The sequence below is a fragment of the Aminivibrio pyruvatiphilus genome (genome assembly GCF_004366815.1).
Taxonomy (GTDB): Bacteria; Synergistota; Synergistia; order Synergistales; family Aminobacteriaceae; genus Aminivibrio; species Aminivibrio pyruvatiphilus.
In genome coordinates this window covers 58,733-82,685 of sequence record NZ_SORI01000015.1, presented here as the reverse complement: position 1 = coordinate 82,685, position 23,953 = coordinate 58,733, and the positions used below count along the sequence as shown (strand labels likewise).

Annotated in this window: 23 protein-coding genes; 3 read left to right on the top strand and 20 right to left on the bottom strand. The window is 60.2% G+C overall.

Features of this window, described 5'->3' with window-relative positions; genetic code table 11:
• The 5 genes from C8D99_RS15780 to C8D99_RS11000 all read right to left on the bottom strand — a co-directional run.
• The coding region (locus C8D99_RS15780) for a PspA/IM30 family protein (protein WP_208321162.1) at positions 1-158 on the bottom strand (158 nt) is incomplete at its 3' end.
• A 34-nt stretch (positions 159-192) separates the two neighbouring features.
• Positions 193-411 carry a hypothetical protein gene (locus C8D99_RS11015; protein WP_133958234.1) on the bottom strand — a complete coding sequence of 73 codons (219 nt, stop codon included), beginning with the start codon at positions 409-411 and terminating at the stop codon, positions 193-195.
• Between the two features lie 33 nt (positions 412-444).
• Positions 445-2,022 carry a hypothetical protein gene (locus C8D99_RS11010; protein ID WP_133958232.1) on the bottom strand — a complete coding sequence of 526 codons (1,578 nt, stop codon included), beginning with the start codon at positions 2,020-2,022 and terminating at the stop codon, positions 445-447.
• Positions 2,023-2,043: 21 nt separating this feature from the next.
• On the bottom strand, positions 2,044-3,396 hold the full coding sequence (locus C8D99_RS11005) for a hypothetical protein (protein WP_133958230.1): 1,353 nt from the start codon (positions 3,394-3,396) through the stop codon (positions 2,044-2,046).
• A gap of 178 nt (positions 3,397-3,574) precedes the next feature.
• Positions 3,575-5,002 (bottom strand): helix-turn-helix transcriptional regulator, encoded by a 1,428-nt coding sequence (locus tag C8D99_RS11000; protein ID WP_133958228.1) that lies wholly within the window; start codon positions 5,000-5,002, stop codon positions 3,575-3,577.
• A gap of 157 nt (positions 5,003-5,159) precedes the next feature.
• Between C8D99_RS11000 and C8D99_RS10995 the strand changes: the two genes are divergently transcribed.
• The 3 genes from C8D99_RS10995 to sdaAA are packed head-to-tail and all read left to right on the top strand — an operon-like array spanning position 5,160 to position 7,315.
• On the top strand, positions 5,160-5,714 hold the full coding sequence (locus tag C8D99_RS10995) for a rubrerythrin family protein (RefSeq protein ID WP_133958226.1): 555 nt from the start codon (positions 5,160-5,162) through the stop codon (positions 5,712-5,714).
• 60 nt (positions 5,715-5,774) lie between these two features.
• Positions 5,775-6,458 (top strand): L-serine ammonia-lyase, iron-sulfur-dependent subunit beta, encoded by a 684-nt coding sequence (sdaAB, locus tag C8D99_RS10990; protein WP_133958224.1) that lies wholly within the window; start codon positions 5,775-5,777, stop codon positions 6,456-6,458.
• On the top strand, positions 6,455-7,315 hold the full coding sequence (gene sdaAA / locus C8D99_RS10985; protein WP_133958222.1) for an L-serine ammonia-lyase, iron-sulfur-dependent, subunit alpha: 861 nt from the start codon (positions 6,455-6,457) through the stop codon (positions 7,313-7,315). Before sdaAB ends, sdaAA begins: the two co-directional genes overlap by 4 nt.
• A 43-nt stretch (positions 7,316-7,358) precedes the next feature.
• Here the strand turns inward: sdaAA and C8D99_RS10980 are convergent, their stop codons facing one another.
• The 15 genes from C8D99_RS10980 to C8D99_RS10910 all read right to left on the bottom strand — a co-directional run bounded on the left by C8D99_RS10980 (position 7,359) and on the right by C8D99_RS10910 (position 23,923).
• On the bottom strand, positions 7,359-8,447 hold the full coding sequence (locus tag C8D99_RS10980) for a dipeptide epimerase (RefSeq protein WP_133958220.1): 1,089 nt from the start codon (positions 8,445-8,447) through the stop codon (positions 7,359-7,361).
• Between the two features lies 1 nt (position 8,448).
• Complete coding sequence (locus tag C8D99_RS10975; RefSeq protein WP_133958218.1) at positions 8,449-9,645, bottom strand: DUF819 family protein; 1,197 nt, start codon at positions 9,643-9,645, stop codon at positions 8,449-8,451.
• 42 nt (positions 9,646-9,687) lie between these two features.
• On the bottom strand, positions 9,688-10,488 hold the full coding sequence (locus C8D99_RS10970; protein ID WP_133958216.1) for a serine hydrolase: 801 nt from the start codon (positions 10,486-10,488) through the stop codon (positions 9,688-9,690).
• Positions 10,489-10,490: 2 nt separating this feature from the next.
• Complete coding sequence (locus tag C8D99_RS10965) at positions 10,491-11,798, bottom strand: Na+/H+ antiporter NhaC family protein (protein WP_243833903.1); 1,308 nt, start codon at positions 11,796-11,798, stop codon at positions 10,491-10,493.
• Between the two features lie 235 nt (positions 11,799-12,033).
• Positions 12,034-12,384 (bottom strand): DUF3870 domain-containing protein, encoded by a 351-nt coding sequence (locus C8D99_RS10960; protein WP_133958214.1) that lies wholly within the window; start codon positions 12,382-12,384, stop codon positions 12,034-12,036.
• A gap of 41 nt (positions 12,385-12,425) precedes the next feature.
• The gene (locus C8D99_RS10955) at positions 12,426-12,653 is read right to left on the bottom strand and encodes a MoaD/ThiS family protein (RefSeq protein ID WP_133958212.1); all 228 of its coding nucleotides are present in this window, start codon (positions 12,651-12,653) and stop codon (positions 12,426-12,428) included.
• A gap of 1 nt (position 12,654) precedes the next feature.
• A complete protein-coding gene (locus C8D99_RS10950; RefSeq protein ID WP_133958210.1) occupies positions 12,655-13,809 on the bottom strand; it encodes an FIST signal transduction protein in 1,155 nt (384 codons plus the stop codon).
• A gap of 133 nt (positions 13,810-13,942) precedes the next feature.
• On the bottom strand, positions 13,943-15,799 hold the full coding sequence (locus C8D99_RS10945; protein WP_133958208.1) for an aldehyde ferredoxin oxidoreductase family protein: 1,857 nt from the start codon (positions 15,797-15,799) through the stop codon (positions 13,943-13,945).
• Between the two features lie 213 nt (positions 15,800-16,012).
• Positions 16,013-16,237, bottom strand: a complete 225-nt coding sequence (locus C8D99_RS10940; RefSeq protein ID WP_133958206.1) for a MoaD/ThiS family protein — start codon at positions 16,235-16,237, stop codon at positions 16,013-16,015.
• An 18-nt stretch (positions 16,238-16,255) separates the two neighbouring features.
• Entirely contained in the window at positions 16,256-18,112 is a 1,857-nt protein-coding gene (locus C8D99_RS10935) for an aldehyde ferredoxin oxidoreductase family protein (RefSeq protein WP_133958204.1), read from the bottom strand.
• A 170-nt stretch (positions 18,113-18,282) separates the two neighbouring features.
• Positions 18,283-19,767 (bottom strand): citrate lyase subunit alpha, encoded by a 1,485-nt coding sequence (gene citF / locus C8D99_RS10930; RefSeq protein ID WP_243833902.1) that lies wholly within the window; start codon positions 19,765-19,767, stop codon positions 18,283-18,285.
• A 5-nt stretch (positions 19,768-19,772) separates the two neighbouring features.
• A complete protein-coding gene (locus C8D99_RS10925) occupies positions 19,773-20,666 on the bottom strand; it encodes an HpcH/HpaI aldolase/citrate lyase family protein (protein ID WP_133958200.1) in 894 nt (297 codons plus the stop codon).
• Positions 20,663-20,959 (bottom strand): citrate lyase acyl carrier protein, encoded by a 297-nt coding sequence (gene citD, locus C8D99_RS10920; RefSeq protein ID WP_133958198.1) that lies wholly within the window; start codon positions 20,957-20,959, stop codon positions 20,663-20,665. The genes C8D99_RS10925 and citD overlap by 4 nt, the downstream gene beginning before the upstream one ends.
• 15 nt (positions 20,960-20,974) lie before the next feature.
• Positions 20,975-22,897 (bottom strand): TRAP transporter permease, encoded by a 1,923-nt coding sequence (locus tag C8D99_RS10915; RefSeq protein WP_243833901.1) that lies wholly within the window; start codon positions 22,895-22,897, stop codon positions 20,975-20,977.
• A gap of 81 nt (positions 22,898-22,978) precedes the next feature.
• Positions 22,979-23,923: a TAXI family TRAP transporter solute-binding subunit gene (locus C8D99_RS10910; RefSeq protein ID WP_133958194.1), complete on the bottom strand. Its 945-nt coding sequence runs from the start codon at positions 23,921-23,923 to the stop codon at positions 22,979-22,981.
• Positions 23,924-23,953: the final 30 nt, after the last annotated feature.

Genomic DNA, 23,953 nt, shown 5'->3' with positions numbered 1-23,953 from the left:
TTGGCCATCGCCTTTGCCAGCCCGGAAGTGGCCTTGACGAGGGCCTCTTCCATTTCGATGATCATCTGCTTGACCATCTTTTCAGGATCTTCCATCCTGTCCAGCATTTCGTTGACGTTCGCCTTGAAGATATCCGAAACCCGCGCGAATATGCTCATGATCCCCCTCCTTCTTGAAAACGGAACACCTGTCCTATCTGCTCAGCCCCGGAGCCATGCCGAGGCTTTTCCGCCTTTTTTCGTGCTCTTCATGGATTCCGCGTATCTCCTCGGCCACTCTCCGCTCCAGTTCTTCGAAATCCCGCAGCTTCTTCTTCACGGCAAGCTGCTCCGGGTGTTTCTCCTCCCGGATCAGCCGGGCGCAAGGGCCGCGGCAGCCGCAAAAAAGAGAAATCTCATCTCCCTGATCCATCCGAACATGGCTCCAGCCTCCTTCCCCCGGCTCTCACCACTGGCTTCTGGGCTTGAGGGTGTCGAACTGTTTTTCCTTCGCCAGCTTCGCTTCTTTCAGCAGCGGCTGAAGCCCGAGATCCCTCTTCCGTTTTCCGTGGTCCGCTATGATGGTATCCACCCGCTTCTGGGCTTCCGGGAGCTGCCTGTAGAAGGTCTGCATGGCCGAATCGGCCGCCTGCTGCTCCGGGTGCCTCCGTTTCAGAAGAGCGTCCAGCTCCTCCTTGACTTTGGCATAGGCGCCGTCCTTTATATCCGAGTTCTCCAGAAACCGCTCCAGTTCAACGACCTTTGCATAACCCCCGGCAGCCTTGTAGACGGCGTTCTTCAGAGATTTCTCCCGTTCCGGCCCGTACATGGCCTCCAGCTTCCGGATCTCCTCCTGTTCCTTCCTGGTGAGGACGTTATCCTGTGTCAGAGCGCTCCGCCTGATTTCCACATTCTTTTCCTGGCCCGCGATGGCTGCGATTACCGTACGGAGGGTCATCTCCGTGTCAAGGACCACGCCGGAGAGTTCCGTATATTTCTTTCCCTCGAAGAGGGGGATCCCCTGGAAGAGATTTCCCTGCAGCAGCGGGGCATAGACCTTGTTGAACTCCTTTTTCGACTCCAGGTAGTTCGCCCACTTCGCCTTGGGGTGAGGCGCCCACCGGGCGACGCCGTCCGCGATATCCTGCCGGAGCAGAGGGTAGAGATTCTTTCCGTCCTTCCAGTACTCCGCCAGGACCTCCATCCGCTTGAGTTCCGTCGCCGGGATGACGTACCCGGCCTCCGGCTCGAGATACTTCGACGTGTTCACGAGGCTGACGGCGGCGTTCTGGGTCTTGTACTTCATGGTCATGGTCTGCGTCAGGTACCTCTCCATTTCGCCCCTCAGCTCCGGAAGGGATCCCTGGTTTCTCGAATAGTTCTCCAGGGCCTGGTTCGCCTTCCGGCGGATATCCACCAGGGAGGCGCTCATGAGCTTCATGTCGTCCACGTAGGCGCCGACCCGGGCCGGAGCGTTGCCGATATCGAACTCCAGGGCCTCGATGTGCCGGTTCACCTTCAGCGTCCAGGCCACCGCTTCTCCCACGGACTGGATCTCCTGGGCGAACCCGAGGAGCTCCTCGGCGTCCCTGTGGATATCCCTGGCAATGGGGAGGGTGATCCCGGCTTTTCCCGAAGACGGCGGAACAGGAGCATTCCCCTTGTTCATTCTGTCCCGTGACGCCTGCACCGCCTCATGGAGCCCCCGGTCGATGGTCAGCTTCAGCAGGGGGCGGAGCTGGGCCAGCTCTTTCATTACGGGAGATGCAAAGGACTGTTCCCGGATTTCGTTCCACTTCCCCGTCATCTGGGACGCATCGGTCTTCGACGACTTCAGAAGTTCCTCCACCGCGGCCACGCCCGCCAGGATTTTCTGCTCCGCGTCAGCCAGCCTCTTTTCCACCTCGACGGCGACTTCCTCATAGGTGGGCATTCTTGCTTCCTGCTCCTGGGACGCCGTCCCGCCGGCCCCGGCGAGAAGGAACGCGCCCATCAGCAAAATAACAACTGTTCCGCGACAGTTCAGTATCTTTCTGACTTTCATGGGGTCCTCCGCCGTTCCCTTCTAGAAGGGCTGCTCGTAGTTGTTGATATACCAGCGCCCCTTGTTCTTCCGGATAAGGTAATGGGGCTTGGGCGACCCGTACTGGCGGCCCCTCTCGTCCCACGCCCTGGTGGTCACGAGGGCCTGCTCCACCACTTCTCCGGAAATTTCCCGGATCTTCTCCTTCTGCTCTTCGTCGAGGAAGAAATCCTCCACGCCCGTTCCTGTATCGAACCCGCTGATCACATCAATCTTCGCCTCGTCTGTCGTTATGTGGACATAGAAGGTGGCAAACCTTTCAAGATGGAGATCCCAGTGATAGCGGATCAGGGACTGGGCGGTGCGGGTCTTCTTCCTGTCGGGGTCGATACAGTCGAGGAAGAGCTCGAAATTCTTCTCCTTGACGGAAGCGGCGAAGATCTCCACAAGCCGTTCCGGCTCCACATCCCGGGGGACGTACCGTACCGTGTAGAGGGGGTCCTTGATCTCCTCCATCCGTTCTTCGCCGGCGAAACTGCCGCCCAGTTCATTCGCCGAGTCGTAGAAGGCAAAGGTCACCCCGGGAATGTAGAGGGCCACGGGAGTGACGACCCATCCCCACTGAGGTGCCACGGTCTTGACCTTTTCGGCCTGGGGGATCACCATCTCGATGCCGGTGATGCGCCCGAGAAGAGTCCACTTCCCCTCTTCCGGGAAGTCTCTGTTGATGAGGCGGCGGTACCTTTTGACCGCCTCGTAGGGACCGAGCCAGTTCCGGTTGGAAATTTCCACGAAGTAATATCCCCTGGCGCCGCTCCCTACGGAGACAAACTCCCTCCCCAGGTCGATGAACTGGTTCGCCGGGTATTCAAACTCGTCCAGGATGACATAGCTTTCCCTGATATCCTCTATGGAGACCTGGGTGCGGTCGGGAGCGGGAAAGGCCTTCGGCAGGGCGGTGGGCCCGGCGAGGATATCCTCGGTGAACTGCTTCCACTCCCGGTCGGCGATGTCCCCGAAGAGCTGCTTGAGCTTCTTCTCGTTCTCACGGTAGACCAGCATGTCCGGCGTGATCTCCATGAAATCTCCCTTGCTTTTCATGAGGGCAAGGCGGCCTCTCTGGAACAGGCTCTCCACGGCAGGATCATCGGGGTATTTTTCCTTAAGTTCCTTGATTCTTTTCAGGGCCTCGTTATCCTCGTAGCCCAGACGGAAGGCCTGCCCCCGGAAACGGTTCACCCGGTCCTCGAACTTCTTCAGGAAAAATTCCGCTCTCGTTACGTCGTTCTTCGGCGCCTGCGGGGCGCATTCCGCTCTCAAAGCAGCCAGGGTGACTACAATGAAAAGTGAAAGAAACAGAAGAGCACCCGCTTTTTTCCGCGTGAAAAGGGGCATGGCACATCATCTCCTCCCGGTTCTGGTTCTTCTATCCGGAAAGAGCCTAGCTGAAAAGAAAAAGCCCGTCCTCACCCCTGGGGAAAAAAAGGGGTGGGTTTTCCCACCCCTTTTTCAGGGTGAGATTTCCCACCTTTGCCGTGAACCATTGGGGTGAGGAGTCTCACCCTGTTTGCATTCAATCGAGGATGTTTTTAAGCTCTCGTCTGTTGCTTGAGCCTGTTTTCCTGTAGATATTCCTGAGGTGGTATTTCAGTGTATTCTGTGAAATGTAGAGAAGGGAACAGATATTCAGGTCTTTGGCTCCCTTGAGAAGAAGGAGGGCGATTTCCGTCTCCTGTCGGGTGAGGTTGAATTCCATGAGCTTCATGCGCCGGCCCATCTCCTCTTCCTTTTCCTTCACTTCAGGGTCGGCATCTCCCATATCTCCGCCGTCATCTCCTCCGGCAAATCCTTCCTCTTCCCTCTCCCTTCGGGCTGCGCTTCCCATCTGGAGGGGCAGTTCCCTCCCGTCCCACAGGGAGAGCATGAGAAGCAGCAGGAATATCCCCAGGAGAGCGAAAGAGGCGAGACCGGACTGACCGGGGAGAAGGGCGGCGCCCCGGAAGAGCAGGTGGTAATGGGCCACGGTGCCTGCAAAGACGATGATAAAAATACCGAAGTTGATCACCGCTCCCCGCCTGAGGCCCGTGCGGGAGGCAAAATAGATCAGGAGCAGCCAGGCGTAAAGGTCGAGAAAGGAGAGCCCTCCCTCAAGAAAGAACCTTGCAGGGGTCCTGTAGGGTGAGAAGGTGAGAAAAAAAAGGGCGGCGGCGATGAACGGGAAGGCCCCCCGGTAGAAATTCCTCAGGTCGGCCCTTGGATAAAACCGGAAAATGAAAGCCACTCCCAGGGAAGAAAGAGCTCTAATCCAGTCAGTGACCTGGTCGGCCCGGGCAAACTCCATCGGAAAGAGGATGGGGATGAGGCTGATGAGAAAGCCGTTGGCGGCATAGAAGCAAAAGAGAAACACCGCCAGTCTCCAGATGGGAAAATCCGGCAGGGGGCTGAGCTGCTCCGTTTCTTCAGCGCCCACTCCGCCGGCGCCCCAGAGCAGGGCAAGGCTCAGCAGGGGTGCGGCAAAAAGCAGGAAGGAAACGTCCCAGGCGGTGAAAAAGCGGATGAAGAAGGTGGCCGCAAGGGGTGACAGTCCGTACACCACCGCTACGTCGTCAGGGATGAGTGTGCTGAGAAGCACTCCCCACCGGCCGAAAAGCATGGCGGCTCCTGCGGCTGCCAGAAGCATTCCTGCCAGGGCAAGAGCAGCGGCGGGAGGAGAGGGGGCAAAGGCTGAAACAAAGAGGAGAGCCGGCAGGGAGAGCATGAACATGCAGCCGGCAAAAGGCACGGCTTCCCTGTACCGGTCGAAAAAGGATTTCATGGAGAGAAACCCCATGACAAGATAGGCAAGGCAGTGAACGGCCAGGAAAAGGACCACGGGGCTTTCGCCGGCGTATCCTCTGGCGGCGAGGCGGGCCGAAAGGCCATATTGCAGGAAGAGAGATTCCATCCACGCAAAGAGCAGGCCGAAACCGATTGCGATACCCAGGATTTTTGGCGCCCTCATTCGCGGACCACCTCCCGTTGTTTCAGTATTCCATTCTGAACAATAATTATTCCGGTATCAATAGAATACCATTTGCGCTCCCGTTTCGCCATGCCCGGGAATGTGATATTCTTTCATTAAAGGAAGTCATATATTTTGTTTGAAGGAGGATGGTTTCATGTCTGTGAAGAATGCCATGACCGCAGAATTCCTGCGGTCGGCCTACGGCGGCGAAAGCATGGCCCACATGCGCTACCTCGGCTGGGCGGACAAGGCCGACAAGGAAGGCCTGCCGAAGATCGCCAGGCTGTTCCGGGCCGTCGCCTACGCTGAGCAGGTGCATGCCACAAATCATTTCGTCGTCCTGAACGGAGACGTGGCCGACGCATGTCTCACCGCCGGAGCTGTGTTCGGCATGAAGGAAACCGCCGAGAACCTTGTCGGGGCCATCGCCGGCGAGGAGCACGAAGTGGACCAGATGTATCCCGTCTACTACGAGGCGGCCAAATTCCAGGGCGAGAAAGACGCCATGCGCACATTCAACTTCGCCCTCCAGGCCGAGAAACAGCACGCCGAATTCTTCAGGCAGGCCAGGGAGCACGCCCTTGCCAAAAAGGACATGGAGTTCGAAGCAATGCTCATCTGCCCCGTGTGCGGCCACACCGTGGCCGACGAGGCGCCGGAAAAGTGCCCGGTGTGCGGTGTGCCGAAGGACAAATACGTCCGGTTCTGACGGAGGCCGGAGGAAGGGGCAGTTCCCCTTCCTCCGTTTCTTTTTTTTGGGGAGGAAACCATGGGATTTCTTGACATCATCGGGCCGGTGATGATCGGTCCGTCATCAAGCCATACGGCGGGTGCCGCCAGGCTGGGAAAGCTGGCGAAATCATGCTGGGGAGACGACCCTGTCCGGGAAGTGGTCCTTTTCCTGAGGGGGAGCTTCGCCTTCACTTCCAAAGGGCACGGAACGGACAAGGCCCTGGTGGCGGGGCTTCTCGGAATGGAGCCGGACGATGAAGGCATCCGGACGGCCCTTGAAACGGCCGTTGACCGGGGCTTTCCCTTCCGGTTCGAGCGGGAGGACGTGGACGGCGCCCATCCCAATTCGGTCCGCATCCTCTTTTCGGGCAGGGACGGAAGAACCATGGAAATCGTGGGGGCCTCGGTGGGAGGCGGAGCGGTGGAACTCCAGGAGATCGACGGATTTTCCCTGAAGGTGACCGGGGATCTCCCTACCCTTGTGACCTTCCACAGGGACGTCCACGGAGTGGTGGCCGCGGTGGCAGCCCTTCTTGCAGACCGGAAGATCAACATCGCCTCCATGACCCTCCACAGAAAGGCCCGGGGAGGGCTGGCCTCCCTCGTGGCGGAGATGGAGATGGAAGGGAATCCCGACCCAGCCCTCCCCGGTGAAGTGGCAAAGGTCCATCCTGCCATCGTGCGGGTGGTTCCCCTCTACGGGAGAGGAGGTCCCTCATGAGATCCCTGGGCGACATGGTGGAGCAGTGCCGGCTTTCGGACCGTTCTTTCGCAGAACAGGCCCTGGCAATGGAGTCGGAGGAAACGGGAGTCGCCGAAAGTCTCCTCCGGACAGGAATGCTCTCCCGGCTCAAGGATATGGAGTTCTCGGTCAGGGAGGCCGTGTCGAAAGAGTGGCGGGGGCTCATCGTTCAGGCGGAGGCGACTCTGCTGGAGCAGTACGCGGGACAGGAGTGTGCCTTCTCGGGCCCGTACGTCCTTTCGGCGGCCCGGATCGCCATGGCGGTTTCCACCTACAACGCCGCCATGGGGCGCATTGTGGCGGCACCCACGGCGGGGAGCTGCGGCATTCTTCCCGGCATGCTCTTCGCGTGCCGGGAACAGTTCGGCACGGAGGACCACATCCTCCTGTCCGGCCTGTTCGCCGCTGCCGCTGTCGGTGAAGTAACCGCCGCCCGGGCCACCCTCGCGGGAGCCTCAGGGGGCTGCCAGGCTGAATGCGGCGCGGCGGCCGCCATGGGCGCCGCCGCCCTGGTGACCGTCAGGGGAGGATCCGCCGACGCCGTGTCCTCCGCGGTTGCCCTCACCTTCAAGTCCATCCTCGGCCTGGTGTGCGACCCCGTGGGCGGCCTGGTGGAATGCCCCTGCGTCAAGAGGAACGCCATGCTGGTGAGTCTCGGGACCCTGGGGGCGGATCTTGCCCTCGCAGGGGTGAAATCCCTCATCCCCGCCGACGAAGTGATCGACGCTATGGGGCAGATCGGCCGCGCCCTTCCCGGAACCCTGAGGGAAACGGGCCTGGGCGGCCTTGCCGCCACTCCCACGGGGAAAGCACTGGCGGAAGGCACCGGCATGTGAAAAGGCGCAGGGGAAAAAACTCCCTGCGCCTTCGTTCTGATTCTTATTCCAGCACGAGTCCCCTTATGTCCGTGATCCCCAGCCCGGGCCCCGATGAAGGAGCGACTTTCGCCCCACTGTAGACCGCTCCCCCCTCCACCGGGTCGGAGGCGCAGAGGATGGGGGGATCCAGGTCCGCCCTGGTGATGACCGGAAGGGCCGAGGCCAGATGGGCCGCTGCCGTCACGCTGATCTTGGTCTCCATCATGGCCCCGATCATGCACTCCACGCCGCAGGAGCGGGCCATGGCGCAGACGGCCAGGGCATTCCGTATGCCTCCCGTCTTCATTAGCTTGATGTTGACCAGGTCCGCCGCCCTCATGGAGAGGATGGTGAAGGCATCCCTGGGCGAAAACACCGACTCGTCGGCAAGTATCAGTGTGTCCACGCTGTCAGTGACATATTTCAGCCCCTCGAAGTCATGGGCCTTCACCGGCTGCTCCACGAGCTCGATATCGAGCCCTTCGTCCTCGAAAAACCGGATGGTACGGACCGCCTGCTTCGGCGTCCACCCCTGGTTGGCGTCCACCCGGAGCAGAATGTCCTTCCCCACCGCCGAGCGGATCTCCCGAAGGCGGATCATGTCCTGTGCCGAGTCGGTCCCCACCTTGATCTTCAGGGCGGGATACCCGTCCGCCACGGCCTCGAGACTGTCTTTCACCATGGTCTCAGGATCGTTGACGCTGATGGTGTAGTCTGTCTCCACTTCTTTCGCTGTTCCCCCGAGGAGGGCGTACAAAGGTTTCCCGAGGATCTTGCCCCACAGGTCGTGGAGAGCGATGTCCACCGCGGCCTTTGCCGACGTGTTGTGCACCAGGGCCGAATCCACCATGTCCAGCAGATCGTTGAGATTCTCCGTGTCCTGCCCGGTGAGGAGCGGGCGAAGCCGCTCCTCCACCGCACCCCGGATCGCTCCGTTTGAATCCCCCGTAATGACCGCCGTAGGGGGAGCCTCCCCGTACCCGCAGACTCCTTCATCCGTCTCCACGACCACCACATTGGTGGTCACTTCCGTGACGGTCCGGAGCGCCGTCTTGAACGGTTTTTTCAGCGGAACGGAAAGACGCCCCAGACGGAGTGTGCGTATTTTCATTCTAGGCTCCTGCGACCATGGACAGCATCTTGGCGACGAAAAGCCCTCCGGCTGTTCCGACGACATATCCCATGAGGGCCATCAGGACGCCGATGGGAACGAGCGTTTCCTTGTAGGCGGCGGCGATGATGGGTGCGGCCGCCACTGCGCCGATGTTCGCAAGGCTGGCCACGGCACAGGTAAAGAGGTCGATCTTGAGGATCTTGGCGATGATGGCCATGAGAAGGGCGTGGATACCCAGGATGACGAATCCGGCGGCAAGGTAGTAGGGTGCGTCAGTCAGCTCCTTGAAGGATGCCCTGGAGGCGATGAGGCAGATGATGATGTAGAGCATGGTCATGGAAACGGGCGAGGAGCCTGGAATGCTGTTCATGGGCGTCATGGCGCAGGCAATGCCGAAAATGGTCGCCAGGATGATAGTCACGGTGCTCACCGAGAGGAAATCGCTCTTGCCGAAGACTTCCATGAGCATGGGCGAAAGAAAGGTCGCCAGCCAGGAGGAGAGGGCCGAGACGAGAAGGCCCGCTCCGATGAGAAGAGCGAGGTCTGCCGTCTCCATCTTCGTCCGGGTGTTTTCCTTCACTTCGGAGAGCATGAGCCCGACCGAGTCGATGGTAGACGTGTCGGTCTTCGTCCACTTGTTGAAGAACTTCGCGTAGGGAACAGTAGCGAGCAGCATAATGACCCAGATGGAGTAGTTCACGTTGTCCACCAGCAGGGTGTATCCCATGGCGGAGTCGTTGATGCCGAGGGCTCCCTGGATGGCCACCATGTTTGCCGTGCCGCCGATCCAGCTTCCGGCAAGGGCGCCCCAGGTCTTCCATGCCTCGGGAGGAAAGCCGTTCTTCATGAGGGCGAACATGACCACGAAACCTATCATGATGGTGATTGTGGCGGAGAAGAATCCGATGAGCATCCGGGGGCCGAGCTTGAGGATCTTCCGGATGTCGCAGCGGAGGAGCATGACGAAGATCATGGCAGGAATGAGGTTGCCCCGGACCACCCGGTACGCCGCGTTGACGCTGTCAGTCTTCTGCCACAGGTCGAAGGTGGCGAAGACCATGCACATAACGTACAGAACGACGGGGGTGGGAACATACCTGAAGAACGTGGTGTCCTTGTACTTCATCTCCAGTGTGGCGACGACTCCCGCAAAGCAGAACAGAAACGCGACATATGCAAATCCATCGGTAATCACTGTAAAACCCCTCCTGAATGAAAGAATAAGATGACTGTTGATTTACTGCTGATTATGATACGCGTCATAAATGATCCGTCCGATGCGGGCGCAGAAACTGACGCCCCCGGACCTGTGCTGCAGCCCTTCAGTAAGGACCGAAACCACTACCGGCTTTTTGCCCCGGTAGAAGAAAATGCCCGCGTCGTGCTCGTTCCCCGGCAGTTCCCCGGTCTTGTGGGCAAGAAACAGTTCCACGTCATCCACGTCGAGCACGGGAATCATTCCGGGAAGCTTGGAATTGAGCTTCTGCGCCGAAAGGATCTCCATCATGCGGTTCCTGGCCGAAACCGGAAGGTTTTTCCCTGAATGCAGGGTTTCAAGCAGCACGGCAACGTCTCCCGCAGTGGTGTAGTTGTCCTTTCCCGCCTTTTTCGCCTCGAAGTCGAGCATCTTCCGGCCAAGAACGGTTCCGGTAAGCCCGAGTTCCCTGAACCCTCCGTTGATGGTATCCATCCCCAGCCTGTCGATGAGCAGATTCGCCGCAGTGTTGTCGCTTACGGATATCATGAGGAGGGCCAAATCATCCAGCCGAAACCGTCCTCCGGAGCGGACCCGGTGAAGCAGCCCGCCGTCCACGGACGCAGCGGAGGAAAAATCGCACCATTCGTCAAGGTCGATCCCGCCGGCAGCATTCTTTGAAAAGAGGGTGTACAGGACTCCCAGCTTGATCAGGCTCGCGGAAGAAAAAACCTTCCCGGGATTATGCGTGACTTCCACCCCGTCAGAGGAACTGCGGACGACAACGCCCGCAGTTTCCGGAAAGGCTTCTATCTCCTTGTGGACAGCGTTCACCCAGTCCATTGTCAGACGGTTCCCAGCATCATCGCGCGGGCGATCACATAGAGGACTGTGAACAGAACTATGAGCCACCCGTTGCACAGCATGGCCTTCAGGTCATCGGACTGTGCAAGCCCCATCTGCCCCTGCATGTCTCCTTCCGGAATGGCGAAAGAGGTCATCTGCGATCCGACGAGCAGCACCACGACCCAGATCGTCATAGGGATGCTCAGGCTCTGGGCGAGGGGAAGGAACATCTTGTTGATGACTTCCGCCTGGGCTACGGCAGCTCCGGGAATCCCGAATACGCCTACCAGGGTCGAGAAGGCAAGGAACGCTACCGGGCCGCCGTTTTCAACATAAGGCTTCAGCAGGGTGGCGAGGGCCTCGAAGGTACCGGCGTCGGACATGAAATTGACGAAGGGATCAAGGAGGACAAAGAAGAAAAAGAGCCAGATGAGGCGCTTGGATCCTTCGAAGATGGTATCCACGATTTCGGTCATGTTGAGCCGGGCCGCGAATCCCGTCAGCAGTGCCGTCCCGAGCATAATGGCGAGAACGAAGGTGGATCCGCCCTCAATGGCTATTCCATAGCCGACAAGGGATATCATGGAGACGAGGAATACTATGGTCGCCCGTCTCACCGTGGCGGTGGGCGTCCATTCAACCTTCCCGGCCGCTGCCACTTCTTCCTCGGAATAATGCTTCTTTCCTTCGCTCACTTTCTGCACGTGGCCCGCCCAGATAAAGGTCACGATCCACATGATGACCGAAATGGGGATGCCGGCGTTGACAAGGTACTGGGGATATGACAGGCCGGTGAACTCCATGAGAGCCACCACCGGAGGCGTAAAGGGTCCGAGGAAAAGCCCGGTGGCGCCTGCGCCGTGGAAGAGAACTCCCATGGTGTTCGGGGTGATCCTTACGGAAGCGACGATGGGAATGAGGATGGGAGCGAGAATGGCGTTTCCTCCCGCCATAGTTCCGAGAAGGCTGACGATAACGACTGAACAGAACATAACGACGAAAAATGCGCGCTTCTGGGAATTGACGTTGAGCTTGCCGGTTACCATGGAGACGAGGTCATTGACGACCTGCGTCCGCTTCAAAACCTCGCCGAGCCCTGCACCGAGCAGGATGATGAGTCCGATGTACCCCAGGAACGACCCCAGGCCTCCGCGGATTCCGGCCGCTACGTCCATCAGGCTGTGCCCGCCGATAAGGGTTGCCGCGAGTATGCCGAGAGAGACCGCCACGATCTGGCCGTAGCGGGTAAAGCAGAAAATTATGTAGATTCCCAGGGGGACCAGCCCCAAAAGTATCGAATTTTCCACAGTAATCCCTCCTTCAAAAGTTGACTTCCCTGCCGTTTCACTGATTCTGCCCGTTCCGTTACCTCCCCCTTTCTTCTGCGCCTGAAAGGCGCGGCGAGGACCGCCTTCCCCAAAATGAGCGGCCCATAAAAAAATCCAGCAGCCTCCGGCGATTGTGTTCGCCGGTGACCGCTGGATTTCATTCTCTAGTGTCCGTGAGGAAACGCTCAGACGGACCGAAGAACGAAGCAGCTCGTTATTTCACTGTTTTTTTCGCCGCGGTGACTTCCCGGAACTTCTTGACCGCGTCTTTGTATGCCGCGATGATGGCCTTCTGGGAGGAGCCGAAATACCGCGACTGAACTTCCGCCACGATCCGCTCCTCGTCCTTTACCAGGCGCTTTCCCGAAAACATCCCCCGAATGAAGTTCTCCGTGGTCTTGACCGTCACGGACACCCCGCAGTCGAGGATCTCTTCCGTTTCCTTCACCACGATGAAGGTGATGAAAAACGCCCCGAACTGCTGGTTGATGGGATTGAACCCCGTGGTCTGGGAGTTTCCCACGACAAGAATCGAGTTCTCCGGGTATTGAACATCATGCGACATGTCTGAATTCTACCACGGAACTCCGGACCATGTCTACTTTTTTATCCCCCCGCGACCAGGGGCATGACCTTGATGTCGTCCCCGTCTGCAGGGATGTAGTCCTTCTTTTTCCGGGACCCGTTCACCAGGAGGACATATCCCGCCGCCGGGTCCACCCCGGCATCTTCCAGGATCGCCGAAAGGGGCGTCTTTCCGTCCGGGGGGATCTCCCAGGGATCGGAGGGCTGGTGCTTCCGGAAGATGCCGAGGAGATGGAGCCGTACAGCCATGTTATTTCCCCAGGGCCATGAAGGACAGCATCAGACCGCCGCAGCCGTTGGCGGAACATCCTTCGTACCCGTACTCGCCGAAGGTGAAGACGCCGATGAAGGGGGCGTCTCCGATCGCCTTTTTCATGGCCGCCGCGGTCTCGTCCATCCTGTCGCCGATGCCGCCCCGCCTGCCGCCGCAGTGAACGGCCAGGAGGGCTCCCACGTCTGTCCCGAGCCGGCCGGCCGCTTCCTTCGCCGCTGATTCCACAGAGGCGATCAGTTCGTCCGTGGTGGCTTCCATGAGTTCCACAGCCACTCCCTCGGCGAGGTTGTTGCCGATGTTGGCACTGTTGTCGGGGTTGCCCGCCATGGGATGGCGGATCCACACGTGACCGCCGGCATAGTCCGTAATGCCGAGAGGATGGTGGATGGTGGCGCCGAGGAGGTTGAACCCCTGCAGGTCGGCGGGAGTGCTCCCGAGCCATCCCGCGAGAACTTCAAGGGCAGGTTTTCCGTCGATCTCCTTCAGCACGCGGTTGTTTTCCACCTTCGTGATGATGCCCCGCTTGCCCGTGGGACGGTAGGCGCCGGTATACCTGTTCCCGAATTCCTTGTCCCAGAAGAAGGCCACGGCCACACCGTTCTTCACCACGCCGCCGCCGTAGACAAGCCACTTGCCGGAGAGATCGTTGTCCGCCGCGCTGCCGCCGAAGAAGGGGACCCTTCCGATGACCGACTGGATGCCCTCGAGGTAGAATTCTTCCTCCCCCGGAGGGGCCACCATGTAGAAAAAGTCGGGGGCGGTGTCCATTCCGGCGGCCTCGAGGGCGGCCAGGGCCGCTTCCTCGCCCGCCGACACGGCGCAGCATCCCTTTTCAGCCGCTCCCACCCCGACAGTCATCTCTTCATCGGAGAGGGTCATGAGGGCGCAGTATCCATCCGGACCGGTGATGAAGCCTCCCGGCGTGAGCACGCCCGTATAGGAGGTGCATCCGATGACGGGCACATCTCCCAGGACAGCCCCTACACCCTTCAGAAGCTCTTCCTGGTCATAGTCCACGCTTCCGTAGAGCAGGGCGACTTTCGCCCCGCCCACCTTCGCCGCCTTCGCCGCTTCCTCCCCCGCCGAGCGGGCACATCCCGAAGTACTCCAGCCAACCTTTGCCTGCAGCATATCTTTCCCTCCTCATGGTGTCAGTACTGTCTTTTCCGTAGTCACGGCACCGCCGGCCCCCGGGAAGCTCTGCGTCACAATCTGACACAAAGCTCTCCGGCCCGTTCCGGCAGAAGCCGAGCCGGCTCTCCGGTCAGTTGAGGTACTTCGCGTACTCTCCGAGGCCGAGCTCTTCAAGCCGTTCCTTCGTGGGAACGCCGTTGCCGTCCCAGCCACGGAGGGCATAGTAATCATCGAGGATCCGGTCGTGGGGGGTCGGGGTTTTGCCCGCCCTGGGCCCCACCATGGCAGGAACGGTCATCTTCAGGGGCAGGGTGTCGTCCTTTCTCCCCAGGCCGTCCCGGACGTTGATGATGCGCTGGAGCTGCCACGCCCGCTCGCCGCATTTCACGAACTCCGCCACGGGGATATCCTTCCCGGTGAGGTATTTATAGGCCGTGTTCATCTCCGTGAGGGTGAGGCCCGCGCCGCCCATCATGAACTTGCAGAGGGTCATGCAGTTGTGCAGCACGCTCACGTCCTGGTGGAGCACCGCCACTTTCGCCGCGTCCTCCACGGAGAACCGGTCGAGGGGCGCGTCCTCTCCAAGCTCTGGAAAGAAGAGGCCCAGGGCGCTCGCCTGGGGGTTGCCCCGCTCGTGGCAGGCTCCCCTGGTGCCCACGGCGTAGTTGACCCCGAGGCCGAAGACCGCCCGGGGATCATGGGCGGGATAGTCCAGGTTTTTCACCTCCACGGTGATCTTCTCAGCCTCTTTGCCGATTCTTTTCGCCGCGCCCCGCACGCCTTCCCTGAACCATTCCCCCACGCCCTTCATGGAGGCGATCCGGGACGTGAGTTCCAGGAGCGCCTTCGGGTCGCCCCATTTCACCTGGAGTCCTCCGGTATCCCGGGGGGTGATCCAGCCGTATTCCCAGCATTCCATGAGGAAGCCTATCCATGCCCCGCAGGACACGGTGTCGATGCCCATGCGGTTGGCCAGATCGTTGGCCTTCGCCACGGCCCCCAGGTCTTCCATGAGGAGATTCGTCCCCATCATGCCGATGGTCTCGTACTCGGGGCCGTTCCCCTCGAGGACCGTGCCGTCGGGATATTCGAAATGGATGTGCCGGTGGCATCCCACGGGGCAGTTGATGCAGGGCAGGGGCTTCACGTTCAGGTATTCGGTGTACCGCGGAGCGCCGAGAAGATAGGCTCCGTACTTGTTTTCGTCGCCCCTCCAGTACTTGATGGGCACGTCGCCGATCTCCTCCAGGGGAACCATGACGGTGGGCGTCCCGTGGTTGCGGAATCCCTCCCCCTGCTCGTGGAGGAGCTTGAAGACTTCCTTTGCGTACTCGGAGGCCTTCTCGCGGTCGTAAACCGGAACTTCCTTCGTTCCCCAGGCGGCCACGGCCTTCAGGTTCTTGGACCCCATGACGGCCCCGGCGCCGCCCCGCCCGGCAAAGCTGTGGCCGTCGCAGGTCACGCAGGCTATGGGGTTGAGGATTTCCCCCGAGGGGCCGATGTTCAGGGCGTTGATCCTCTTGTCGCCGAGGTCTTCCTTGATCAGGACTCCCGTCTCCACCGTGTCCTTTCCCCACAGGAACGCCGCGTCCCGGAACTCCACGGAATCGTCCCGGATCACCACGTATACCGGGCTGCTCGCCTTCCCCTCGAAGACGACCGCGTCATAGCCGCACTTCTTGAAGTAGGGCGCCCAGTGGCCCGTACCGGCCGACTCGAGGAACGTGCCGGTCAGGGGGCCCTTCGTGATGACGCTCCACTTGCCGTTCCCGGGAAAGTTCACGCCCTGGAAGGCGCCCACGGCAAAAATGAGCTTGTTCTCCGGCGACAGCGGATCCACTTTTGCCGGTGTTCCCTCGAGCAGGATTTTCGCGCCGAGCCCCGAACCCCCGAGAAGCAAATCGAACACTTTTTCGGGAATCTCCTCGGACCGGAAGGTGCGGTTCGTCAGGTCCACCCGCAGCAGCTTTCCCCAATATCCGTACATTGTTCCACCTCCTGATAATGACCCATTCCACAGGTTTATTGAACTCTTCAATAAATAGCCATAGTTTACAGTCAAGCAAGTATATTTGCAATACTGACCCTTTACCCGGGTTTCTAAAAAAGGGATGAAAGGAACATGATTTCCTGAAGACAAAAAAGAAGGGAAACCCCGCTTCAGGGTTTCCCTTCTTTCGTCGGCGAATGCAGCCGCCGGTCAGCCCCCCGTCACCAGGGGCATGATCTTTATCTCGTCCCCTTCGGCGGGGACATAGGTCTTGCTTTTCCGTTCACCGTTCACGATGGGAATATAGCCCGCGTGGGCCTTCTCCTCGATTTCCGCGAGAAGCTCGCCGATGGACCGCTCTCCAGCCGCAACCTCCCAGGGTTCCGGAGGTCCGTACTGCCTGAAGAGGCCCAGGAGACGGATCGTCACAGCCATGGTACCGGGTCCTCCGCCTCAGGGAAGGAAGGCCGCGAACCGGCCGAGTCCCAGGGCTTCCAGGCGCTCCCTGGTGGGAACACCGTTCCTGTCCCACCCACGGAGCTCGTAGTAGTCGTCGAGGATTCTGTCATGGGGTGTGGGCGTTTTCCCTGCCCGGGGCCCCACCATGGCGGGAACGGTCATCTTCAGGGGCAGAGTGTCGTCCTTCCTGTCCAGGCCGTCGCGGACGTTGATGATCCTCTGGAGCTGCCACGCCCTCTCGCCGAACTTCACCAGATCCTCCACCGGAACATCCTTCCCCGTCAGGTACCTGTAGGCCGTCCGGATCTCCGTCAGGGTCAGGCCGCCGCCTCCCATCATGAACTGGCAGATGGTCATGCAGTTCATCAGGACGCTCACGTCCTGGTGGATCACCGCCGTCTTCGCGGCGCACTCCGGCGACTGCCTGTCGCAGGGGCCTTCCTGGCCGAGCTCCGGGAAGTAGCCTCCGAGGGCGCTCGTCTGGGGATTGCCCCGTTCGTGGCAGGCTCCCCTGGTGCCCACGGCGTAGTTCACCCCGAGGGCGTACACCGCCCGTGGGTCGTGGGCAGGATAGTCCATGTTTTTTACTTCCACGGTGATCTTTTCCGCTTCCCTGCCGATTTGCCTGGCCGCCCCCCGGATGCCTTCCCGGAACCATGCGCCCATGCCGGTCAGTGTCCCGATCTGTTCCACCATGGCGAGCAGGACGTCCGGGTCGCCCCATTTCAGGGACAGCCCGCCGGTGTCTTGGGGAGTGATCCAGCCGTACTCCCAGCACTCCATGAGAAAACCGATCCAGGCTCCGCAGGAGATGGTGTCTATCCCCAGGCGGTTGGCCATGTCGTTGGCCTTCGCCACAGCCCCCAGGTCCTCCACCAGGAGATTGCTCCCCATCATGCCGATGGTCTCGTACTCGGGGCCGTTCCCCTCAAGCACCGTTCCGTCCGGATATTCGAAACGGATATGGCGGTGGCACCCTATGGGGCAGTTGATGCAGGGGAGGGGCTTCACGTTCAGGTACTCCGTGTAGCGGGGAGCGCCGAGGAGGGCTGCGCCCCGCTTGTTCTCGTCCCCCCTCCAGTACTTGATGGGGGTATCGCCGATCCCTTCGAGGGGAACGATGACCCGGGGCGTTCCGTGGGCCCGGAACTTCTCACCCTGCCCGGAGAGCAGCCTGAACGTTTCCTTTGCGAACTCCGCCGCCTTCTCCGGATCATGCACGGGGACTTCCATCGTTCCCCATGCCGCCACGGCCTTCAGGTTCTTCGAGCCCATGACGGCCCCCGCCCCTCCGCGCCCGGCAAAGCTGTGCCCGTCACAGGAAATGCAGGCGATGGGGTGCATTCTCTCCCCGGCGGGACCGATGTTCAGGGCGTTGATCCGCCTGTCGCCCAGGTCTTCCTTTATGAGTTCCCCCGTTTCGATGGTATCCTTCCCCCACAGGAACGCAGCGTCCCGGATCTCGGCGCCGCCGTCCTTGATGAACACGTAGACCGGGCTGTCCGCCCGCCCCTCGAACACCACGGCATCGAAGCCGCACTGCTTGAAATAGGGCGCCCAGTGGCCTGTACCCGCCGACTCGAGGAAGGTTCCCGTGAGGGGCCCCTTGGTGATGACGCTCCATTTTCCGTTGCCGGGAAACTTCACTCCCTGGAAGGGGCCCACGGCAAAGATGAGCTTGTTCTCCGGGGAGAGGGGGTCCACCTTCGCCGGAGTTTCTTCGAGAAGAATCTTCGCTCCGAGGGCCGAGCCTCCGAGCAGGAGGTCGAAGGTCTCCTCCGGAATATCGTCGATCCTGCAGGCCCTGCTCGTCAGGTTTACCCGAAGCAGTTTTCCCCAATAACCGTACATGATTCCACCTCCTGATGTCCGGAAACCGCCGGGGCGGCCAGGAATTGTACACTTCCATGGAATTATAGTCTAAATTGAATGTCCCTTCATTGCAACAGGGCGGGGAAAAAAGATGCCTCCCCGGACAGACAGCCGGAAAGGCATCTTTTTCACGTGCGTCCTGGGTAGGTTCAGAGCCGCTGCCGGATAGTATCGATGACGGTGCCGTCCCGGTACTCCACTATTCCGATGATTTTTTCCCCGAAGGAAGGGGTCTTCGGAATTCCGGTGAATTCCTCGGCCATTTTCTTCAGGTCGCCGATCTCCATCAGCGGAATGCCTTTCCCCCGCAGATTCTCCAGGAGGTCTTTTCTTCGGGGATTGACCGCCACGCCCCGTTCCGTGACCACCACGTCCACCGTTTCTCCCGGGGTGGTCACCGTCAGGACCCTGTCCACGACCATGGGCATCCTTCCCCGGAACAGTGGCGTGACGACGACGGTCACGGCGGCGCCGGCCGCGGTGTCCATGTGGCCGCCGATGCCGTGGAGAAGCACCCCGTCCGATTCGGTGTTCACATTGACGTTGAAGTCCGTGTCCACCTGGGTTGCCCCGAGCACCGCCACGTCGAGCATATCCACCACGCATCCCTTGGAGGCCGTATTGGCGTAGAAGGACGCGCTCATTTCCGCATGCCCGCGGTTCGAGGCGAGGGAGGCCACGGCCTCGAGGTCGAAAGACTGGACGTCCAGCAGGGATTCGAAGAGCCCCTCTTCCAGCATTTCCACGCTCTGTCCCGTGATGCCGCCGGAAATAAAACTCCCCCTTATGCCTGCGGCTTTCATCCGTTCACGAATAAACGCCGATGCTGCGAGGGAGATTCCCCCCGCCCCTGCTTGCATGGAGAAACCGCTGGTGAACAGGCCGCTCTCCTCCACCACTTTCGCCACCTGTTCCGCGATGATGAGCCGGAGAGGGTCCCGGGTGACCCTGAGGGTTCCGGAGACGATTTTTTCCGGCACGCCGATGCTCTCCACGGGAACGACCCAGTCCACGAGAGTCTGGGGAATGGAGAAGGGAACGGCCGGGTAGGGAACAAGGTTGTCGGTGACGGCAATCACCCTGTCGGCATATTGTGCGTCGGTAAAGGCATACCCGAGAGAGCCGCAGGCCGAGGGGCCTGAAATGCCGCTCAGGTTTCCCATGGCATCCGCTGCAGGGGCGGCCAGAACGGCCACATCCACGTGAAGCTCATCTGCCTGCATGGCCCGGACCCGGCCGCCGTGGGAACGGAGGATCACCGGCGAGGGAAAGAGCCCTTCCGAGGCGGCCCTGCCCACCGGACCGTTCACGCTTCCCTCGATGGACCGGATCACCCCGGACCGGACGTGGCGGAGCAGGCTCTCGTGCACGGGAAAAAGGGCCGACGGGGCGAGGACCAGGTCCCTGATGCCCATGTCCGCCAGCACGTCCAGGGCCATGTTCACCACCAGGTCGCCGTCCCGGAGGTGATGGTGGAAGGAGACGGTCATGCCGTCCCGTACTTCCGCCAATCGGAAGGCTTCCTCGAGGGAGGCGACGATTTTTCCTTTCTCCCTTTTCTTCCGGACGCACGGAATATCCTTGCTCCCTCCGGTGAAAAAGAACGTTTTCCGGCTGTCTGCATCCATATTCATGGCGGTCACCTTTCTCCCGGAATGCATCCGGCCGCTTCCGCCAGGGCCAGGATCTTTTCAGCCCTGGCCACCACGGGGGCGTCGATCATCCGGCCGTCGAGGGCGATGACCCCGGCCCCCCGGGACGATGCCTCGCGGAAGGCGGCCATCACCCTGCGGGCAAAACCGGTCTCCTGTTCCGAGGGGGTAAACGCCCTGTGCACCAGGGAAATCTGCCTCGGGTGAATAACCGACTTGCCGTCGAACCCCAGGAGGCGCACCCGCAGCGCTTCCGCGTAGAGACCGTCCATGTCGTTCACGTCGCCGAAGACGCTGTCGAGGGCCTGAACCCCGGCAATCCTGGCCGCCACGATGACCTTGGCCCGGATATCGTCGAGCTCCCGGCCTTCCTTTGTCCGCACGGCCCCGATGTCAGCGGTGTAGTCTTCCGCGCCGTAATTCAGGGCGATCACCCGGGGGCTTGCGGCGGCAATTTCGGACAGGTTCCGGCCTCCCCGGGCGGATTCGGTTATGGCGATAATCCCCACCGTTCCCGGTTCAATGCCGTTTTTCAGTTCAAGGTCCGTCATGAGGGCGTCGGCCTCCCGGACGTCGTCGGCACATTCGCACTTCGGCAGCCGGATGGCTTCCGGCGCGAGGGGGATGATCTCCGCAAAATCGTCCCTGCCGAAGGGGGTGGAAAGGGAGTTGACCCTCACCGTGACCTCCGCGCCCCGGTAAGGCACAGCCCTGAGGGCATTCCTGACGAGTATCCTCGCCGCATCCTTCTCTGAAACGGGAACGCCGTCCTCAAGGTCCAGAATGACGCTGTCCGCCCCGTAGACCGTCGCGTTGGCAAGCATGCCGGGGTTGGTTCCCGGCACGTAGAGAGACGTCCGGCGAAGCCGTTTCGCTTTCATTCCTCCACCTTCTCTCTATCGGGCACGGCCAGGGCTCTTCGCGCCGCCGTCTCGGTTCTCGCCCGGAGGGTGCAGTCCAGGGAGCCCCGGTCCTGCACCTTGACGAAACCGTGAACAATACCGGCGGACTCCAGTGTCTCCCTGACCGCTTTTCTCATCTCCCCGCCGAAGGATGCCATGGAAGGGCTGTCGAGCTCGATCCTGATGCCCTCCCTTTCAGGCGAAAGAACCACCATCACAAGGGCGTCACACGATTCAAGAGACCCCGCAACACCGGTCTTTTCCTGCACCATGACGTAACCTCCCGTTCACGCGCCGGCAGGTGTTGATCTTTTCTGGAACTTCAGGTTATAGAAAATCACCAGTCCGAGAAGAGAAAAACCCGCCGCGTCGGTTACAACCCCGGGGAAGATGAGGAGAACCGCCCCGGCAAAGGCCAGCAGGCGTCCCCAGAAAGGAACGGGCGCCGCGATGTAGCCCTCCGTCGCTATGGAAAGGCCGAACACGCCGATCAATGCGGTGATTATGGCAAAGATGGTCACAGGCCAGCTCACCACGTTGGTCAGCATGATCTCGGGCGAATAGATGAACACGAAGGGAACGATAAAACCGGCAAGGGCCAGCTTTATGGACGTAAAGGCCGTCTTGTTGGGGTCCGACCCGGCGATTCCAGCCGCTGTATAGGCGCCTACGCACACGGGAGGAGTGACCGAGGAAAGAACGGCGTAGAAAAATACGAAGAAGTGGACATCCAGGGGTTTTGCCCCGAGAAGAATCAGGGCGGGGGCCGCCACGGCACTTGCCATGACGTAGCTTGCCGTGGTGGGCATCCCCATCCCGAGGATCATGGAGAGGATCATGGTGGAAATCAGCGTCAGCAGCAGATTCCCTTTCGTGAAGCTGAGAATGACGTCCCCGACTTTCAGGGCGATCCCGGTGGCGCCCATCATCCCGATGACCACGCCGACGATGACGCAGGCAATGGCGACGGAAAGGGCGCTCTTTGAACCGTCCTCGAGAGTGGCGATGAAGGACTTGATGTCAAGCCTGTCTTCCTTTTTTACAAAGCTGAGAAGGGTTGCAAGGACTATTCCCCAGCATCCGGCGTACAGCGGGTTGTATCCCTGGACGAGGAAATAGATGATGCCGAAAAGGGGTATGGACTTGTACCCGCTCTTGACCAGGACATCCTTCACCCTGGGGAGGGCATCCTTCGGCAGCCCCTGCAGTCCCAGCTTTGCCGCCTCCAGACTCAGGCAGCACCAGATGCTCCAGAAATAGAGAATGGCGGGAACGACCGCCGCGCTCAGCACCTTGAGATAGGAAATACCCAGGGAGTCCGCGATGATGAACGCCGCAGCTCCAAGCACGGGAGGCATGATCTGGCCCCCTGTGGATGCCGCCGCTTCGACCGCTCCGGCGAAATGGGGCTGATACCCGATCTTCTTCATCAGGGGAATGGTAAAGGCGCCGGTAGTGGCCACATTGGCGGAGGTACTGCCGCTGATGGTCCCCATGAGGGCGCTTGAGACAACGGCGATTTTTGCCGGTCCTCCCTTGAGGTGCCCGGTAAGGGCCATGGAAAGGTCGTTGAAGAACTGGGACGTTCCCGTGGAACTGAGAAATGCCCCGAACAGGATGAACAGATAGATATAGGTCGCCGAAACCCCCGTCACGAGTCCGAACAGACCGTCCGTGGTGAGGTAAAGCTCCTCGATGATGCGCGGGATTGACAGTCCGAAGTGTTTGAATGGCCCGGGCATGGACCGCCCGTAATAGGCGAAGAGGATGAAGAGGCCGCAGAAAATGGGCAGCGGATATCCGAGGACTCTCCGTGCGGCTTCAAAGACAAGAAAAATCATGGCGACACCGAGATAGAGTTCGTACTGGGTGTACATTCCCGCCCTGCTCGCGATGTCCTCGTACATGAGGTACACGTAGACCGTGCAGGCCGCCGCGGCTGCTGCGAAGATCCAGTCGAAGAGGCTGGGACGGTCCTTCGGCGATGTTTTCCACATGGGGTAGAGCAGGAAGATCAGCGGCAGAACAAAGGCAAGGTGAAGGCTCCTCTGCTGCATGGCGGGCAGAACGCCGAAAAAGGCGGTGTAGAGCTGAAAGACCGCAAGGGCAACGGTGAAAACCGTGACAAGAATCTTGAGATTCCCCGAAAAGGAGCGCTTTTTGCCGGAAGACACTTTTTTCTCCTGGTTTTCGGAAACAGTAGTATCCATCATTTCCTCCCTGAAATTCCCGATATCAAAAGGCGGGAGGATCCGGCGCCAGCGCGCCGTCCTCCCGCCGCAGACGAGGCCCTATTCCTTGATCAGGCCGGCTTCAACGTAAAACTTCTTCGCGCCGGGGTGAAGGGGCACGGACATTCCGGCCAGCGCAAAGTCGAGGGTGAGGCTGTTGAAGTAATTCAGCCTTTCCTGCAGGAATTTCGTGTTGCCGTGGATCATCTTCGTGATCTTGTAAATGACCTCTTCGGGCATGTCCTCGTAGGTGAGGAGCGAACCGACGGCGCCCACCACGGGGATGTCCTTCTCATATCCGGCATAGACTCCGCCGGGGATCGTAACGGGCGCATAGTGGGGATACTTTTCGACGATTTCCCTGATCTTGTCCGCTTCGATGCCGATGAGTCCCACCTTGCCGGAGCGGATCATGTCCGTGACCTGGGCGTTCGGCGCATTGGTGGTCCAGATGTGGGCCTGGGAATCGCCCACCTTCAGGGCCTCGGCCACTTCGGCGCGGCCGAAACGTTCGATCCTGACGTCGTCATCGGTAAGGCCGTACACGGACATCATTTCACGGACGTTGACCTCTATGCCCTGTCCGACCGAACCATAGTCGACCCTCTTGCCCTTGAAGTCGCCGATGCTCTTGATTCCGGCGTCAAGGTTCACAAGGATGTGGGCGGGCATGGGATAGATGGCCGTCACATACCGGAGGGTCTTGATGGGCTCCTTGAACGACCCGGTGCCGTTCCAGGCATCGTTCACGGTGGAGGACTGCACCATGCCGAGCTCCACTTCCTTGGTGCCGAGGTTGATGCAGTTCTTGATGGATCCACCGGTGACCGCGGTGAAGTTGATGCTCTTCTCGACCTCGGTTCCGAGCTGGGCGATGGTATTGCCGATGAGATAGAATCCTCCGCCCACGCTGCTCGTCCCTATGCGGACGAACACGTCGTCAGCAAAAGCGGGAGCCGCCGCCACACACAGAAGGAGCATTACTGCGAGCATACTTTTTTTCATTTCATAGTCCCCTTTCAGGATCCTGATTAA